Consider the following 14,671-nt stretch of genomic DNA (forward strand, 5'->3'; position numbering starts at 1 on the left):
AGTACAGGGTAACCTTATAGATGTGACCCGCTTTTTAAATCACACTAACTCCTTAAAAACTTGCAGCCATGAGCCAGCACGCAGCCACTTATTTTGAAGCAAATAAAGATGCCTGGAATAAAAGAGCAGCGGTTCATAAAGACACTGCTTTTTATGATGTGGATGGATTTAAAGCAGGTAAATCTGCATTAAATGCTATTGAGCTGGAAGAGCTGGGAAATGTACAGGGAAAGTCGCTGCTTCATTTGCAATGCCATTTTGGAATGGATACACTCAGCTGGGCCAGGGAAGGAGCAACCGTTACAGGAATTGATTTTTCGGAGGAGGCTATTAAGCTTGCCAAGGAACTGGCGGCAGAAGTGCAGGTGCCTGCGGAATTTATCTGTTGTAATGTATACGATGTGCCTGCGCATGTCAACCAGCAGTTTGACATAGTGTTCACTTCATACGGTGTGGTAGGCTGGCTGCCCGACCTGGATAAATGGGCAGAAGTGATTGCTGCCTGCCTGAAGCCCGGCGGCACATTTTACATGGTGGAGTTTCACCCTGTGTTGTGGATGATGGATGACAACTTTACTTCGCTTATGTACCCTTACCACAATGCGCAGGTAATAGTGGAAACCAAGACCGGTACTTATGCTGATAAAGATGCTCCTATACATTACGAAGAATATTCCTGGAACCATTCCCTCTCGGAAGTTATTACCGCGTTACTAAAACATGGGCTGAAGATCACGCTGTTTCACGAGTTCCCTTATTCCTGCTACAATTGTTTTGAACACCTGCAGCAAGGTGCCGATGGCTACTGGCGTATACATGGTAAAGAAGTGCTGCCCATGATGTATTCTATCAAAGCCATAAAAGAATAAATAAGTAGTGGCATCATTTTATCTGCCAGTGGTATTTTTGCGCCCACTATGAGAAAATTACTTTTACTACTGGCATTCTTTTCTGTAAGCATTATACATGCACAAAACAGGATCAGCGATCACAACCAAATAGGCTGGTTTTCCACCACTATCACACCTGCCATCAGCAATAAAGTAAGCGGCCATATAGAATATCAATGGCGCCGCGACAACTTCATTAAAGATTGGCAGCAAAGCCTGTTGCGTGTAGGAGTCAATTACAAGTTCCACCCGCAGGTGACGGCACATATTGGTTATGCATGGATTGAAACCTATCCGTATGGAGAATATGCCTTGTCTGGTGTGCCCAAACAATTTCCTGAACACAGGATCTACGAGCAACTGGTGGTGAACTCGCCGGTTGGTAAGGTTAACCTGATGCACAGGCTTCGCCTGGAACAACGCTGGTTGGGCAGGCTGCATTCTATGGCTAGCGAAGGCGCTGATGAATACATTTACCTGAACCGTGCCCGTTATATGCCGCGTGTAGATATTCCTATTGGCAACAAATGGTTTGCTGCAGCATATGATGAGATCTTCATTGGTTTTGGAAAGAATGTTGGCGAGAATGTTTTTGACCAGAACAGGATAGGCTTGATGATAGGCTATAAAGCCAACAACAACTTCAGGGTAGAAGGTGGTTTCCTTAATCAAACTGTACAATTAGGCAGGGAGATCAATAACCGCAACGTATACCAGTATAACAATGGGTTTATTATAAACACCTACTTTAATTTTTAAGTAAAATCATAAGTCACAAGTTTGGTATGTAGGAGCCAAATATCTTGTATCCTCTATCCAGCATTAAGCATCATGCATCCAGCATCCGGTATCCTGCAATCCTTTTTTTAAAACCCTTTGCTTTTCCTTTCTTTGCACACGAAATAAAACAAACATGCTTCCTAACTACAAACGTATCCTTTTAAAGCTTAGCGGTGAATCATTGATGGGTGATAAGAATTATGGTCTGGATTCAGATGTTATCTCTCAGTACGCACAAGACATTAAATCAGTAATAGAATTAGGTGTACAGGTAGCCATAGTAATTGGTGGTGGCAACATCTACCGTGGAATGAACGAAGCAGAAACCGGTATAGAACGTGCCCAGGGCGATTATATGGGAATGCTTGCTACTGTTATCAATGGAATGGCACTACAGGCTGGCCTGGAGAAAATAGGCGTATATACAAGATTGCAGAGCGCCATCAAAATGGAGCAGATAGCAGAGCCTTATATCCGTCGCCGCGCCATTCGCCACCTGGAGAAAGGACGTGTAGTGATTTTTGGTGCCGGTACAGGTAATCCTTATTTCACCACCGATACTGCAGGTTCGCTAAGGGCAATCGAAATAAAAGCGGATGTGATCTTAAAAGGTACACGTGTAGATGGTATATATACAGCAGATCCTGAAAAGGATCCTACTGCACAGCGTTTCGATAAGATCAGCTTTGGTGAAGTGATCAACAAGAATTTGAAAGTGATGGATATGACAGCTTTCACGCTTTGCCAGGAAAACAACCTGCCGATCATTGTATTTGATATGAATACACCGGGTACACTACTACAGGTAGTGCAAGGCATGGACGTAGGAACACTGGTGACCAACTAATATTTAAAAGCGGCTCTTATGCCGCTTTTTTTATGATGACACGGATCAGTAGCACGAACACGCTGCAGGTTCTACATTTGCATAAAACCCGCCGATGAAGTCAATAGCAGACATACGTAAAGATTACAAGCTCAGGTCGCTGATGGAGCAGGATGTACAAAAGGATCCTATTCAACAATTTTCTACCTGGTGGGATGAGGCGGTGGAAAGCAAGCTGGATGAAGTAAATGCTATGACACTTGCTACGTCCACCACCGATGGTCATCCTTCTACGCGTATTGTTTTGCTAAAAGGTTTTACCAACGAAGGCTTCATCTTTTTTACCAACTACCAAAGCCGCAAAGGCACCGAGATAGGATTGAACCCAAACGTATCGTTGCTGTTCTTTTGGCGTGAGCTGGAGCGGCAGGTAATCATAGAAGGCAAAGCTGAAAAAATAAGTGAGGCAGACAGCGATGCTTATTTTCATTCGCGGCCCGAGGGCAGCAGGATAGGTGCCTGGTCGTCGCCACAGAGCACAATCATAGCTGGACGTCATGTAATAGAAGAGAACGTTCAGAAATATACAGAACAGTTTGCTGATGGTAATATTCCCCGTCCGCCGCATTGGGGTGGTTTTATAGTGCGACCTGTGCGAATGGAGTTCTGGCAGGGGAGAAGTAGCCGCCTGCATGACAGGCTGGTATTTACCTTAACAGGAAATGAGTGGCTGGTACAAAGGCTGGCGCCGTAGAGGTGGCACTTGCCGTTGGTTGTAGAAAAGGTAGAAATGGATATTGCTGATCAGTTGACTCGATTGATAAGTTAATTAGGTACGGCTGGCGCCGGTCACGGATCAACCTATCAACTGATCAACTGGATTATCCTTCTTTTTGCTCTGTAGTAGCAGGCTTAGCTGCTTTAGTAGCGCGTGCAGGGCGTGCTTTACCATAAGATCCTTTGAAGATCTTGCCCTTCTTTGTTTTCTTGTCTCCTCTTCCCATGATAAAAATTTTAAAGTTTGACGGCTGCAAACGTACATGATATTGCTGAATGGAACAAAGTAAAGCTTGAGCCGGCAGTACAGTAACGAGTTCGGGCACCTTTTAGCAGCGTTTCAAAAGAAAGATCAGTGGATGCCGCCAACAAAAAAAGCGGCCATGAGGACCGCTTCATTCCTATATATACATGCAAGTTAGATTCTTGCAGATAGTTCTTTACCAGCTTTGAATTTTGCTACTTTCTTTGCTTTGATCTTGATCACCTGGCCGGTTTGAGGGTTGCGGCCATTACGTGCAGCTCTTTTAGATACAGAGAAAGTACCGAAACCAACCAGGGTTACTTTTCCGCCACCTTTTAGAGTCTTGGTTACAGCTTCTACAAAAGAGTCAACAGCAGCATTTGCTTGTGTCTTTGTGATCTCTGCATCGTCAGCGATTTTGGCAATCAGTTCAGCTTTGTTCATAGTAAATGTTTTTTTGTTTGTGATTAACAGAAACAAATTTATTTGCTTTTAGTTACGAACAAAAACTTTAGTTGAAAATAAAGCTATCAGTATTTGGCCGAAAGCCGCACCACGTAAGGGTTTCAGCGTATTAGTAATACAATACACTGATTGATGAAAGGCTGAAACTCGCTGCCAGCAAGCGTTTCAGCACTGTTTGCCTTGCATAATCCAGTAAAAACGGTCGTTTTAGTTAGAATGCTTACTGCGTTGGTAGTAACTATTTGTTATTACTAAAAGTTTCCACAACTACTGTACTACCTGCATAATGGTGCGGTATGCAATAAACTGGTCGCCCCATTTATCGTAGCCTTGCTGGCGCAGGGTGGGGGAGTATTGCTCCAGGTAATCATCTATTTGTTGTTTGGAATGGGCGGTAAACTGTGCTGCATAAGTAGGGCCTTCTGCTTCGTCAATATCCAGCAGGCGCACCAGCTGGTGCGACACAAAACATCCCGAAGCCATCATGCCGGGCATATGTGTTTGTTGCATCCATTGCAACCACTCATCTGCTATCTGCCAGGCCACTTTGATTGTTACATTATAGATCACCATCTGCATGCTGTATTAGGGATGCAAGGTAAAAACAAATTGCCGCAGCAGCGTGTTGCAAAAAGCAGCATTTTTGTTATTAACCCCTATTGATATGAGCTACCAGATACCCTATGATTTTGTACTCCAATACCTCTATCCTGTACGGCCGCATGTACAAAAAATGCTTGGCTGCTATGGCTTGTTTGTAAATGGTAAAAATATATTGCTGCTTCGCGAAACGGATGTCAACCCTGAATTCAATGGAGTATTTGTAGCCACACAGCCTGAATTTTTTGAAGCGCTTTCCAACGAGCTCCACCACTCACACATGGAATTCGATATCGACGGCAGCCACCACAGCTGGATATTCATCAGCGAAGATCTTGACGATTTTCAAGGAAAAGTTCAAAAAGCCTGCGAAATGATAAAGCAAGGAGATGAGCGGATTGGGAAGTGATTTTTGAGAGAAGGTGAATTTCCAAAAATGAAATTGTATGGTAAAAAGAAGGATTAGTTGGCAGTAGCACATTCATACCTTTTTAGCATTTATAAAAGCTCATGAACCTGAAATTAAGTTGTTTACATCTTCCATGGTTTCTTCTTTCGTGAAGTAAATATCAGCTTCAACTTCTGTAGTATATGCCGCTTATTCCTGTACAACTGGAACCATCTTGATCAAGGGAAGCGAAATAAAAGGGGGCATTTTTCGTTTTTGATTCATGGAGATATAGCAGAAATGTCTATTCTTACCCCGTTTGAAGGTCTATATTTGCTGCCCCTGGACACCCTGAGCTGTACACTGATTAACTCATATCGCAGCAGTTTAAGGTACAATGTTTACACCCTCGTGCAGCTTCTGCTTGAAATAAACCTTCTACAGGTGATACAATCACCAACGGTGGGTAAGAACGGCGGAATGTGAGGAAAAAGGAGTAAGAAGGTTGGAGGTTGTATCAAATTATAATTTGCGCATTTATCATGAATTTTACTCTTACTGTTGCTGATATTAAACGAGAAACAAGTACTGCAATATCTCTTCATTTCAAACAGCCAGCTTTAAAGAAGATAAAGTATAAATCAGGGCAATATATTACGTTAGTTGTCAAGATCAATGGGCGAACATACAGGCGACCATATTCAATTTCTTCTGTATATGGGTTGGACAAGACACTTAACATTACCGTCAAAGCTATATGTGATGGTGTAGTTTCTAGCTATTTGCTTAATAATGCAAAACCTGGTGATGCCTATGAAGTAATGGAACCAATGGGACGTTTCGTATGTCCAGATGATAAAGAAGTGGACCATATTACCTGCTGGAGTGCGGGTAGTGGTATAACTCCTGCATGGTCCATCATCCGAGATGTATTACATAATAAGGCAACTACCTCTGTTAGTTTAATTTACTGTAACAGGAACAAAGAATCCATAATATTTGGTGATGAGATACAATCATTAGAGAAAGCTTTCCCTGATCGTTTGAAGGTATACCACATCTTCAGCAAACCTGTACCTGGTGATGACTGCTTTTTTGAGGGCCGTATTACAAGGGAATGCGTCAGCCAGGTCATGAACTATATCCACGCTAACAGTTATCACTACCTTTGTGGACCTGTGGACATGATGGACATGATACATCATGAGATACTAGCTCATGCGCCTATGTCAACCGTTCATTTTGAAAACTTTCATAATACTGTTGATCCATCTGCACTGCAGGGTGTTATGGATGCCGATGTTGCTGTAGATTTCGAGGGAAGAGTTCATAACGTTAAAGTTCCTTTTGGCAAATCCATATTAGATGCTTGCTTAGATGCCAATATTGATATCCCTTATAGTTGCCAGACAGGCTCCTGTACCTTTTGCGCTGCCACATTGTTGCATGGCTCACTCAAGACAGTAACTCATCAACAACCAGAAAAAGAAATACAGCAGGACGAATATCTATTGTGCTGCAGTTTTCCTACACAACCACATATAACAATCAAAGCCTAACCAAAAACTAGCCAATAAAATGAAGGTCGTTCTTTTAGCCGGTGGACTGGGAACAAGATTATCAGAAGAGACAACTCTGAAGCCAAAGCCTATGGTAGAAATAGGAGGTATGCCAATACTATGGCATATCATGAAGATCTACTCTTCACATGGCTTCAATGATTTTATCGTTTGCCTTGGATACAAAGGGTACGTAATCAAAGAATATTTTGCAAACTACTTTCTGCACAAATCCGATGTGACGATTGACCTTGCAGACAATTCAGTGAAAGTACACGATAGCCAGGCAGAACCATGGAAGATTACCCTTGTCGATACCGGGAATGGGTCTATGACAGGAGGAAGGATCAAGCGGGTGCAGCCACACATCGGGAACGAGCCATTCATGCTTACCTATGGCGATGGAGTGGGCGACATTGACATTTCTGCATTGGTGAATGTTCATAAGCGAGAAAAAAAATTCTGTACAGTCACTGCTGTTCAACCCTCAGGTCGTTTTGGAGCATTGAACCTGAATGCTGAAAGTTGCGTGGATGGTTTTGTTGAAAAGCCTAAAGGAGACGGATCCTGGATCAATGGAGGTTTTTTTGTTTGTGAGCCGCAGGTATTTAATTACATAAAGGATGATGCTACCATATGGGAAAAAGAGCCAATGGAGAAATTGGCACTCGATTGCCAGATGGCTGCCTACAAGCACGAGGGTTTCTGGAAACCTATGGATACCTTGCGCGACAAGCACGAGCTGGAAAATGATTGGATGATGAATAAAGCAAAATGGAAAACCTGGTAAATTTTAATATGGCTTTTTCAAATATATATGAAGGAAAAAAAGTGTTGGTAACCGGCCACACTGGTTTCAAAGGTTCATGGCTAGCTTTATGGCTCATACACCTGGGTGCTGAAGTTTATGGATATGCTTTAGATCCTTATGGCGATAAAGATAATTTTGTTCGATGTAACCTTTCTTCCCGTATCAATCACTACGTAGGTGATGTAAAGGACAGGCAGAAACTGGAAGATTATTTCACATCTGTTCAACCAGAAATTGTTTTTCATCTTGCTGCACAACCGCTTGTTCTACGTTCTTATAAAGACCCTGTAGAGACTTTTGAAACCAACTTGATGGGGGTGGTTAATTTTTTTGAAGCAGTTAGAAAAACACCCTCTGTTAAGGTTGCTATCAACATTACCAGTGATAAGTGTTATGATAATAAGGAATGGGTGTGGGGATATCGTGAAAATGATGCAATGGGTGGCAAGGATCCATACAGTGCTAGTAAAGGTTGTGCTGAACTGATCACATCTTCTTATTTGCATTCCTATTTCAATCAACCCAATAGTTGCCGTATTGCTTCTGCACGTGCAGGTAATGTGATAGGTGGAGGTGATTGGGCAGAAGACAGAATTGTCCCGGATTTTTTTAGGGCACAGGAAACTGGTACTTCTTTATACCTGCGCAATCCTTGTGCTACCCGGCCATGGCAACATGTATTAGAACCTTTAAGTGGTTATCTACATCTAGCTAGTGCTTTATATACCGATGAAAGATTTGCTGGTGGATGGAACTTTGGTCCATCTTACAATGGTAATTTTTCTGTGAAGGAATTGATTGATGAAATGATTGCGTATTTAAAAAGCGGGAATTTTTCGTTTCCTTCTGAGGCAGTAGAAAAACCACACGAAGCAAATTTGTTGAAACTTGATATTTCAAAAGCTGTTTCTATATTAAAGTGGCAACCTGTATTAGACTTCAATGAAACCATAGCCTTTACAGCTGATGGATATATGCATGAAGCAGATCTTTCTTCACTTATAGATCAAAGGTTGTTACAAATTGACCAGTATACTCAAAAGGCATTTAATAAAAATATTGTTTGGGCAAAGTAGGATTTAGAAATACTGTTACAGAAATAAATGAAATTACTTAAAACTGAAATGGATGGTTTGTTCATCATCCAGCCGTTTGTACATCATGATGAAAGAGGCAGTTTCGTAAAAACGATTCATGACGGTTTTTATGCAGAGAACGGACTTGATCCTTCTTTTACTGAAAGCTTTTATTCTATTTCAAATAAGGATGTGATCAGGGGAATGCATTTTCAATATCCTCCCCATGCACATGATAAGCTTGTATATGTCTTACAAGGATCTATACTGGATGTGGTGCTTGACCTCAGGAAATCTTCTGCTACTTATGGACAGACTTTTAGCCGGCTACTAACTGCTGAAAACCGGGAGATGCTATTCATTGGAAAAGGTTTAGCACATGGTTTTCTCAGTCTAGAAAGCAACAGTATAGTTGAATATCATACCACCACCTCCCAAGCAAAAGAAGCAGAAGGAGGGATATTATGGAATTCGTTTGGTTTTGATTGGCCGGTGAAAGACCCTGTTCTATCTGGTCGCGATAAAGATTTTATTTCCTTCACTCAATACACAAGCCAATTTTAATGAGAGTACTGATCATTGGAGGTTCGGGATTGGTAGGAGGCAATATTCATCAGCTTTTCCAGGAAGAGCAACCTTTCTGGAACATATGTTCTACACATAGAAACTATGCAACCGCTCATACTGTAGCTTTTGATCCCTGCACTTCTATGGAAGAATGGCCGACTTATATAACATCTATTGATTGGAATGTCATTATACATACAGGTGCATTAACGCATGTAGATAGGTGTGAAACAGAACCGGAACTTAGTTATTTACAGACTGTTGTTTCTACACAAAACTTGGTTGCGTTTGCCAATCAAAAAAATAGCCGTTTCATTTATATCTCTACTGACTATGTATTTGATGGCACCTGTGGCCCGTACGACGAAGCTGCTCCGGTAAAGCCTTTAAATATTTATGGCCAGCATAAACTGCTAGCTGAGAAATTGGTAGCAGAAGGATGTGATGAACAAGGCTACCTGATCATACGAATCACAAATGTGTATGGTAACGAGGAGCGAGGTAAAAACTATGTACTACGTACAATTGGGCAGATAAAAGAAGGGGTTAGCAATTTTAGTGCGCCTTTCGATCAATATGCTACTCCTATAAATGCGACGGATATTGCGCGTGCAATATTGTTATTGATTAATGGTATGAAGAAGGGTGTGTACCATCTTGCTAGTACCGATTATCTAAGCAGGGTTCAACTACTGCAAAGGATTTCAATCGCATTGAATATCCCTATCAAAGTATCGGCAGTAGCGACAAACGAATTGAACCAGCCTGCTGCTCGTCCTTTAAAAGGAGGGTTATTTGCACAAAGATTCCTGATGGAATTTCCTGATTTTAAATTTTCAAACCTTGATGATTTTTTAAGAAAATAACTTTAAACATGATTATTTCGGCGCCTGATTTTAAAATGAATGTTTCTAAGCCTGTTAAAGCGGGCGAACAATACATACCTGTAACAGGAAAAATCATAGAAGAAGATGACCTTCTGCTGGGTATGGAGGCTGTAGCAGATGGCTGGCTGACTGCGGGTCGTTTTGCCAACCAGTTTGAAAAAGAATTCTCTGCATATTTCGGAAGTGTGAAGACCTTACTGGTGAACTCCGGTTCATCTGCCAACCTGGTTGCCTTCTACGCCCTTACTTCTCCTAAGCTGGGAGAACGAGCCATTAAGCCAGGCGATGAAGTGATAACAGTAGCAGCAGGTTTTCCAACTACTGTCAATCCAATGGTGCAGTTTGGTGCTGTACCTGTATTCATTGACGTAGATATAGCCACACATAATGTATTGCCTGAAATGATTGAGGCAGCTGTTTCTCCAAAAACTAAGGCTATAATGATCGCTCACTCACTGGGCAATCCCTTTGACCTGGACGAAGTGATGCGTGTTGCTAAAAAATATAACCTATGGGTAGTGGAAGATGATTGCGATTCTCTAGGCGCAACATACAAAGGAAAGAAGACCGGCACCTTCGGCGATATCTCTACTTTTTCATTTTATCCTGCGCACCATATTACAATGGGAGAAGGTGGCGCTGTACTGATCAATAATCCTGTATTGTCAAAGATCGCTGAAAGCTTCCGCGACTGGGGAAGAGACTGCTATTGTGAGCCTGGTAAAGACAATACCTGTGGTTGCAGGTTTGGCCAACAGCTAGGCAGCCTGCCATATGGCTATGACCATAAATACACTTACTCGCATATTGGATTCAATTTGAAAGTAACCGATATGCAAGCTGCCATTGGTTTGTCGCAGTTACGGAAAGTGGATCGTTTTGTAGAGAAACGTAGGGCAAATTATACTGCGCTTTACGAGCGAATGAAAGAGTTTGAAGAGATCTTTATCCTTCCTGAGCCTACACCAAAAAGTGATCCTTCATGGTTTGGATTTTTGATGACCTTAAGAGAAGGAGACGCTTCTGACAGGCATATGCTGGTACAGCACCTGGAGGAAAAAAAGATAGGCACGCGTTTATTGTTTGCAGGCAACCTGCTTCGTCAACCAGCTTATGCAGGGGTAAATCATAGGGTGGTGGGTGACCTTAAAAATACGGACATCATCATGAACCAGTCTTTCTGGTTGGGTGTGTGGCCGGGCCTGGACGAAGCGCATTATGATTATATTGCAGATGTGATAAGGAAGTATATCAGCGCCTAAAAGCGTCTTCTTTATTGAAATTATCACAAGCCGTTAAAGTACTTCGGCAGTAATAAGCAGAGCCCGGGATTAATGATCCCGGGTTTTTTTTAGAAAGCCTAGCATGTGATTTTAGAGTAGGGAGTGGTGAGGGAGTAGTAAGTAATTAGTTTTAAGTAGTAAGACAAAGGCCAAAGCTAGAGGGACTTTCTACTTAGTAGCTTCCACTTTTATTAACACCTAACGCCTAACACCAAACACCTAACATCTACCATCTAGCATCTTCCATCTAACTTCTAAAACCTAAAGTCTAATCCCTACCGCCCATACTTCCTTCTCCTCTTCATTTGTTCATCTCCAGATCCCCGGGCAGATGGATGAGTGGAAAACAACGCTTGTTTCAAGCGTTTTCAAAGCATGACCAAATCAAGACCAAACCAAGAGTAAACCAAGACCAAAGCAAAACCACTTCCAGGTAGGTTATAGGTACATTCTTGGTGCGTTATGTGCATTTAGATGACAATTCGTGGTTTTAGCGTGTATTGGTGGGTATGGGGTATGGGGGGAGTTGTGAGGTGGGAGTTTTCAGTTGTGAGTTGTGAGGTTATAAGTTGGAAGTGGAAGTAGAATTTTAGATGTCTGATGCCTTCAACCTAACGCCTGATCAAGTAACCACTGTCATCCCGACAACAGGAGGGATCCAAGGAAAATATTTTGAGATTTCTGATTTAGGGATTTCAGATTTAGCACGCGGATCACGCAAACGAGACGGATGGTTGAAAGGGCATTAAAAGTTGATCAATAAGCCTACCTGTTGCTCATTGCTCCATTTTATTTTCAAATCTTCAAATTCTCAAATTGTCACATTCTCCAGCTTCTTTTCTTTTCAAATTCTCAAATTGTCAAATTGAGCATCATTCATAATTCAGCATTTCCTTCCATCTGCGTAATCAGCGTTCAAGCTTTCCCGCGTTCCCTATTCCTTTTAATCAAAATTTAATATTATCTAATGCATACTAGTACAGCCTGCTACAGCGTTTAGACTACCTCCAAAGGAGTAAAAATCCTGAAAAAGGGAAAGGAAATTAGGATTTTAGGATGGCTTTGCTACTTTTGCTGTACTTCTGTTGTCCCCCCACCGGCAGAAGCACGATTATTTGCCTGTAGCAAAGACCCCTGAAAAACGATAAACAACCTTAAACAAATGTGTGCTATGGCTGATAGAGAATGGTATGTTATATCCACCAGTGAGGGGAGCGAGATCAGACTTTCCTCTACTTTACAAAAAAAAGGATTTGCAACGTATGTGCCGGTTTCCTTTCCAGCGGATGCATTTACACATCGTGCAGTAAAGCCCGCAGTTATTTTTCCTACTTATGTATTTGTGCACTGTCATGCTTCAGAGCTGGCGGTTTTGCGGTCGTTCAACCAGGTGGAACATATTATCTACTGGCTGAACAAGCCTGTAGTAGTACCACAACAGGAAATGACTGACCTGGTGCATTTTGTAGAGCGATGCAACGATGTACAGGTGCGGAAACCTGCAGATGTTGTTGCTCATTTTGGCGCTACGCCCATCAAGCACCAAGATGACCGGGAAGTTATAGAGATATCTTCTTTGTTCATCACCCTTACAGGTACCAGCAGGTTGCGTGTAATATTTGAAATGCCTGCAAAAGTTCCTGCAGTAGTTGCCTAATTATCTTGAACTGTATGTGGCGGAGCATTTGGTTAAATAGCGGCTATCGGTTTATCATCAAACTGCTTGGGATATTCTGCGTGCTGTACTTTGGACATATTTTCTATTGGTCAGCATCAGATCCAAAGGGTTTGATCTTTATACCTATTATAGAAAGTGAAGGACAGCCATTCTACATGGAATTTTTACGTTCCACCATTTTACATTCAGCAAATAATGTGCTGCATCTACTTGATCATAATGCTTCTATCTATGGGCATGTATTAGTATTAGGAGAAAAAGGTGTGCGGCTAAATTCATCATGTATCGGCATTGGCTTATTTAGCTTCTGGATTGCTTTTGTTGTTGCCCATGAAAAAAATTTTAAAACAACAATTACCTGGATACTGCTGGGAGTACTAATATTTTGGATAGTAAACGTTATTCGAATTGCTACGCTGTTGATGAGCCTGATAAAGGGATGGAAGCCCGTATTCAATATAGAACATCACGACTTGTACAATTTCTTTGTGTACCTGGTTGTGCTGTTGCTTGCAATCTTTTTTAATAAACGAGCAGGCCAACTGCAAAGACCTGGTGCCCATAGCTGAGAGTGGTGTTTTTGTGGATTTAAAGATTAAAATATTTTATACTTTAAATCTGGTGTGTGATGATTGGCAATGATATATTTGCGCCCAATCTGGCAAGGGTGAGACGCCAGGAACCTAAACCAAATACTAAGTGCCGGGCTGTGCCAGGTGCTTTTTTTATTGCCTGAAGTGAAGGATAGACCTGTTTGAAGTTTGAGGTTTAGGGTTGGAGGTTTGAGGTGGAAGTTGGTGGTTTAAATAGTAAAACTGCCATAACCGATCCAGGTGTACAATAAGCTGTTGCCTTTCCACGTTTGAGAATGCGCTCCCATATTGGGGCGGTAGATAAGATCGTTTCACGCTTCTAAATTGCCACCTCTGTAAGTGAGGGTGGCGAAGCCGTGGTAACAATTGATTATATATCTATTAAAATAACAGCGTTTAACAACAACCGCGGGTAATGCTGCTGCTTTGTTTCTATTTTTGAGACTATATGAAGATTTCCCTACTCCCTTTGAAAACTTTGGTATTTATTGTTTTTCTCCTGTTACTAATGGCAGCCTGCACCAATACCAGGAAAGCAGTTTATTTTAATACCCTGCAGGATACCACAATTCAGAAACTCAATGTTAACCTGGAGCCGGTAATACAGCCAAATGATATCCTCAGCATTACGGTTAGCAGTCCCAATCCAGAGGCTACCCTTGTTTTTAATACGCCTAATCTGCCTACCGTGTCGGTGGCTACCTCAAATAGTTCCGCAACGCAAACAGTTGGTTACTTGGTAAATCCCGATGGCACTTTCCAGTTTCCTGTTTTGGGTGCCATTGTAGCTGCCGGTAAAACAAAAAAGCAATTGTCGGAAGAACTAGTAAAGAAATTGGTAGAAGGAAAACAACTGGTAGACCCAATTGTTCATATCCGATTTCTCAACTTCAAAGTGACCGTACTGGGTGAGGTGGCGCGACCAAACGTGATCACCGTGGCCAATGAAAAGATCACCATATTAGAAGCTTTAGGACTGGCGGGAGACCTAACCATCTATGGCAGGCGCGACAATCTGCTATTGATACGCGAAGAAGCAGGTGTGAAGACTACCCACCGGGTTAATTTGAACAGCAGTGATATCCTGTCATCACCTTATTATTACCTGAAGACCAACGATATCATTTATGCAGAACCCACACCTGCGCGTATCTCTTCTGCAAGTAGCACACGCCAGTTATTGCCTATCGTTTTAAGTGGATTATCCTTTTTTGCCATTGTTGTTGACCGGGTACTCCGGTAAAATC

At 42.0% G+C, this 14,671-nt stretch carries 17 protein-coding genes; 14 read left to right on the forward strand and 3 right to left on the reverse strand.

Going from position 1 to position 14,671, the window contains the following annotated elements; all coding sequences use genetic code 11:
• Positions 1-68 precede the first annotated feature (68 nt).
• The 4 genes from J4N22_RS13045 to pdxH all read left to right on the forward strand — a co-directional run bounded on the left by J4N22_RS13045 (position 69) and on the right by pdxH (position 3,250).
• A complete protein-coding gene (locus J4N22_RS13045; protein WP_207495243.1) occupies positions 69-869 on the forward strand; it encodes a class I SAM-dependent methyltransferase in 801 nt (266 codons plus the stop codon).
• 48 nt (positions 870-917) lie between these two features.
• Positions 918-1,649 (forward strand): DUF2490 domain-containing protein, encoded by a 732-nt coding sequence (locus J4N22_RS13050; protein ID WP_207495245.1) that lies wholly within the window; start codon positions 918-920, stop codon positions 1,647-1,649.
• A gap of 154 nt (positions 1,650-1,803) precedes the next feature.
• Positions 1,804-2,517 (forward strand): UMP kinase, encoded by a 714-nt coding sequence (gene pyrH, locus J4N22_RS13055; RefSeq protein WP_207495247.1) that lies wholly within the window; start codon positions 1,804-1,806, stop codon positions 2,515-2,517.
• 94 nt (positions 2,518-2,611) lie between these two features.
• A complete protein-coding gene (gene pdxH, locus J4N22_RS13060; RefSeq protein WP_207495249.1) occupies positions 2,612-3,250 on the forward strand; it encodes a pyridoxamine 5'-phosphate oxidase in 639 nt (212 codons plus the stop codon).
• A gap of 127 nt (positions 3,251-3,377) precedes the next feature.
• Here the strand turns inward: pdxH and J4N22_RS13065 are convergent, their stop codons facing one another.
• The 3 genes from J4N22_RS13065 to J4N22_RS13075 form a co-directional block, all read right to left on the reverse strand.
• On the reverse strand, positions 3,378-3,500 hold the full coding sequence (locus tag J4N22_RS13065) for a 30S ribosomal protein THX (RefSeq protein ID WP_242692215.1): 123 nt from the start codon (positions 3,498-3,500) through the stop codon (positions 3,378-3,380).
• A gap of 191 nt (positions 3,501-3,691) precedes the next feature.
• Positions 3,692-3,961: an HU family DNA-binding protein gene (locus tag J4N22_RS13070; RefSeq protein ID WP_207495251.1), complete on the reverse strand. Its 270-nt coding sequence runs from the start codon at positions 3,959-3,961 to the stop codon at positions 3,692-3,694.
• A 288-nt stretch (positions 3,962-4,249) separates the two neighbouring features.
• Positions 4,250-4,555 carry a DUF4286 family protein gene (locus tag J4N22_RS13075; protein ID WP_207495253.1) on the reverse strand — a complete coding sequence of 102 codons (306 nt, stop codon included), beginning with the start codon at positions 4,553-4,555 and terminating at the stop codon, positions 4,250-4,252.
• Positions 4,556-4,646: 91 nt separating this feature from the next.
• Between J4N22_RS13075 and J4N22_RS13080 the strand changes: the two genes are divergently transcribed.
• The 10 genes from J4N22_RS13080 (at position 4,647) to J4N22_RS13125 (ending at position 14,667) form a co-directional block, all read left to right on the forward strand.
• Positions 4,647-4,991, forward strand: coding sequence for a hypothetical protein (locus tag J4N22_RS13080; protein WP_207495255.1), 345 nt, complete (start codon positions 4,647-4,649; stop codon positions 4,989-4,991).
• 521 nt (positions 4,992-5,512) lie between these two features.
• On the forward strand, positions 5,513-6,529 hold the full coding sequence (locus tag J4N22_RS13085) for a ferredoxin--NADP reductase (RefSeq protein ID WP_207495256.1): 1,017 nt from the start codon (positions 5,513-5,515) through the stop codon (positions 6,527-6,529).
• A gap of 19 nt (positions 6,530-6,548) precedes the next feature.
• Complete coding sequence (gene rfbF, locus J4N22_RS13090; RefSeq protein ID WP_207495258.1) at positions 6,549-7,319, forward strand: glucose-1-phosphate cytidylyltransferase; 771 nt, start codon at positions 6,549-6,551, stop codon at positions 7,317-7,319.
• Between the two features lie 8 nt (positions 7,320-7,327).
• Positions 7,328-8,416, forward strand: a complete 1,089-nt coding sequence (rfbG, locus tag J4N22_RS13095) for a CDP-glucose 4,6-dehydratase (protein ID WP_207495260.1) — start codon at positions 7,328-7,330, stop codon at positions 8,414-8,416.
• 27 nt (positions 8,417-8,443) lie between these two features.
• Positions 8,444-8,980, forward strand: coding sequence for a dTDP-4-dehydrorhamnose 3,5-epimerase (gene rfbC, locus J4N22_RS13100; protein WP_207495262.1), 537 nt, complete (start codon positions 8,444-8,446; stop codon positions 8,978-8,980).
• Positions 8,980-9,849, forward strand: a complete 870-nt coding sequence (locus J4N22_RS13105) for an SDR family oxidoreductase (protein WP_207495263.1) — start codon at positions 8,980-8,982, stop codon at positions 9,847-9,849. Before rfbC ends, J4N22_RS13105 begins: the two co-directional genes overlap by 1 nt.
• A gap of 8 nt (positions 9,850-9,857) precedes the next feature.
• Positions 9,858-11,132: a lipopolysaccharide biosynthesis protein RfbH gene (rfbH, locus tag J4N22_RS13110; RefSeq protein WP_207495264.1), complete on the forward strand. Its 1,275-nt coding sequence runs from the start codon at positions 9,858-9,860 to the stop codon at positions 11,130-11,132.
• Between the two features lie 1,192 nt (positions 11,133-12,324).
• Positions 12,325-12,810, forward strand: coding sequence for a transcription termination/antitermination NusG family protein (locus tag J4N22_RS13115; protein ID WP_207495265.1), 486 nt, complete (start codon positions 12,325-12,327; stop codon positions 12,808-12,810).
• A gap of 14 nt (positions 12,811-12,824) precedes the next feature.
• Positions 12,825-13,400, forward strand: a complete 576-nt coding sequence (locus J4N22_RS13120) for an archaeosortase/exosortase family protein (protein WP_207495266.1) — start codon at positions 12,825-12,827, stop codon at positions 13,398-13,400.
• 472 nt (positions 13,401-13,872) lie between these two features.
• Positions 13,873-14,667, forward strand: a complete 795-nt coding sequence (locus J4N22_RS13125; protein ID WP_207495267.1) for a polysaccharide biosynthesis/export family protein — start codon at positions 13,873-13,875, stop codon at positions 14,665-14,667.
• Positions 14,668-14,671 lie beyond the last annotated feature (4 nt).

Source organism: Aridibaculum aurantiacum (assembly GCF_017355875.1).
In the GTDB taxonomy this organism is placed as follows: Bacteria; Bacteroidota; Bacteroidia; order Chitinophagales; family Chitinophagaceae; genus Segetibacter; species Segetibacter aurantiacus.

Excerpts from the sequence above, each read along its gene's own strand:
- J4N22_RS13085 (WP_207495256.1), top strand. The coding sequence starts at position 5,513 with ATGAATTTTACTCTTACTGTTGCTGATATTAAACGAGAAACAAGTACT.
- rfbG (WP_207495260.1), top strand. The coding sequence starts at position 7,328 with ATGGCTTTTTCAAATATATATGAAGGAAAAAAAGTGTTGGTAACCGGC.
- J4N22_RS13105 (WP_207495263.1), top strand. The coding sequence starts at position 8,980 with ATGAGAGTACTGATCATTGGAGGTTCGGGATTGGTAGGAGGCAATATT.
- J4N22_RS13080 (WP_207495255.1), top strand. The coding sequence starts at position 4,647 with ATGAGCTACCAGATACCCTATGATTTTGTACTCCAATACCTCTATCCT.
- J4N22_RS13070 (WP_207495251.1), bottom strand. The coding sequence starts at position 3,961 with ATGAACAAAGCTGAACTGATTGCCAAAATCGCTGACGATGCAGAGATC.
- rfbC (WP_207495262.1), top strand. The coding sequence starts at position 8,444 with ATGAAATTACTTAAAACTGAAATGGATGGTTTGTTCATCATCCAGCCG.
- J4N22_RS13050 (WP_207495245.1), top strand. The coding sequence starts at position 918 with ATGAGAAAATTACTTTTACTACTGGCATTCTTTTCTGTAAGCATTATA.
- J4N22_RS13115 (WP_207495265.1), top strand. The coding sequence starts at position 12,325 with ATGGCTGATAGAGAATGGTATGTTATATCCACCAGTGAGGGGAGCGAG.
- pdxH (WP_207495249.1), top strand. The coding sequence starts at position 2,612 with ATGAAGTCAATAGCAGACATACGTAAAGATTACAAGCTCAGGTCGCTG.
- pyrH (WP_207495247.1), top strand. The coding sequence starts at position 1,804 with ATGCTTCCTAACTACAAACGTATCCTTTTAAAGCTTAGCGGTGAATCA.
- rfbH (WP_207495264.1), top strand. The coding sequence starts at position 9,858 with ATGATTATTTCGGCGCCTGATTTTAAAATGAATGTTTCTAAGCCTGTT.
- J4N22_RS13125 (WP_207495267.1), top strand. The coding sequence starts at position 13,873 with ATGAAGATTTCCCTACTCCCTTTGAAAACTTTGGTATTTATTGTTTTT.
- J4N22_RS13065 (WP_242692215.1), bottom strand. The coding sequence starts at position 3,500 with ATGGGAAGAGGAGACAAGAAAACAAAGAAGGGCAAGATCTTCAAAGGA.
- rfbF (WP_207495258.1), top strand. The coding sequence starts at position 6,549 with ATGAAGGTCGTTCTTTTAGCCGGTGGACTGGGAACAAGATTATCAGAA.
- J4N22_RS13045 (WP_207495243.1), top strand. The coding sequence starts at position 69 with ATGAGCCAGCACGCAGCCACTTATTTTGAAGCAAATAAAGATGCCTGG.
- J4N22_RS13075 (WP_207495253.1), bottom strand. The coding sequence starts at position 4,555 with ATGGTGATCTATAATGTAACAATCAAAGTGGCCTGGCAGATAGCAGAT.
- J4N22_RS13120 (WP_207495266.1), top strand. The coding sequence starts at position 12,825 with ATGTGGCGGAGCATTTGGTTAAATAGCGGCTATCGGTTTATCATCAAA.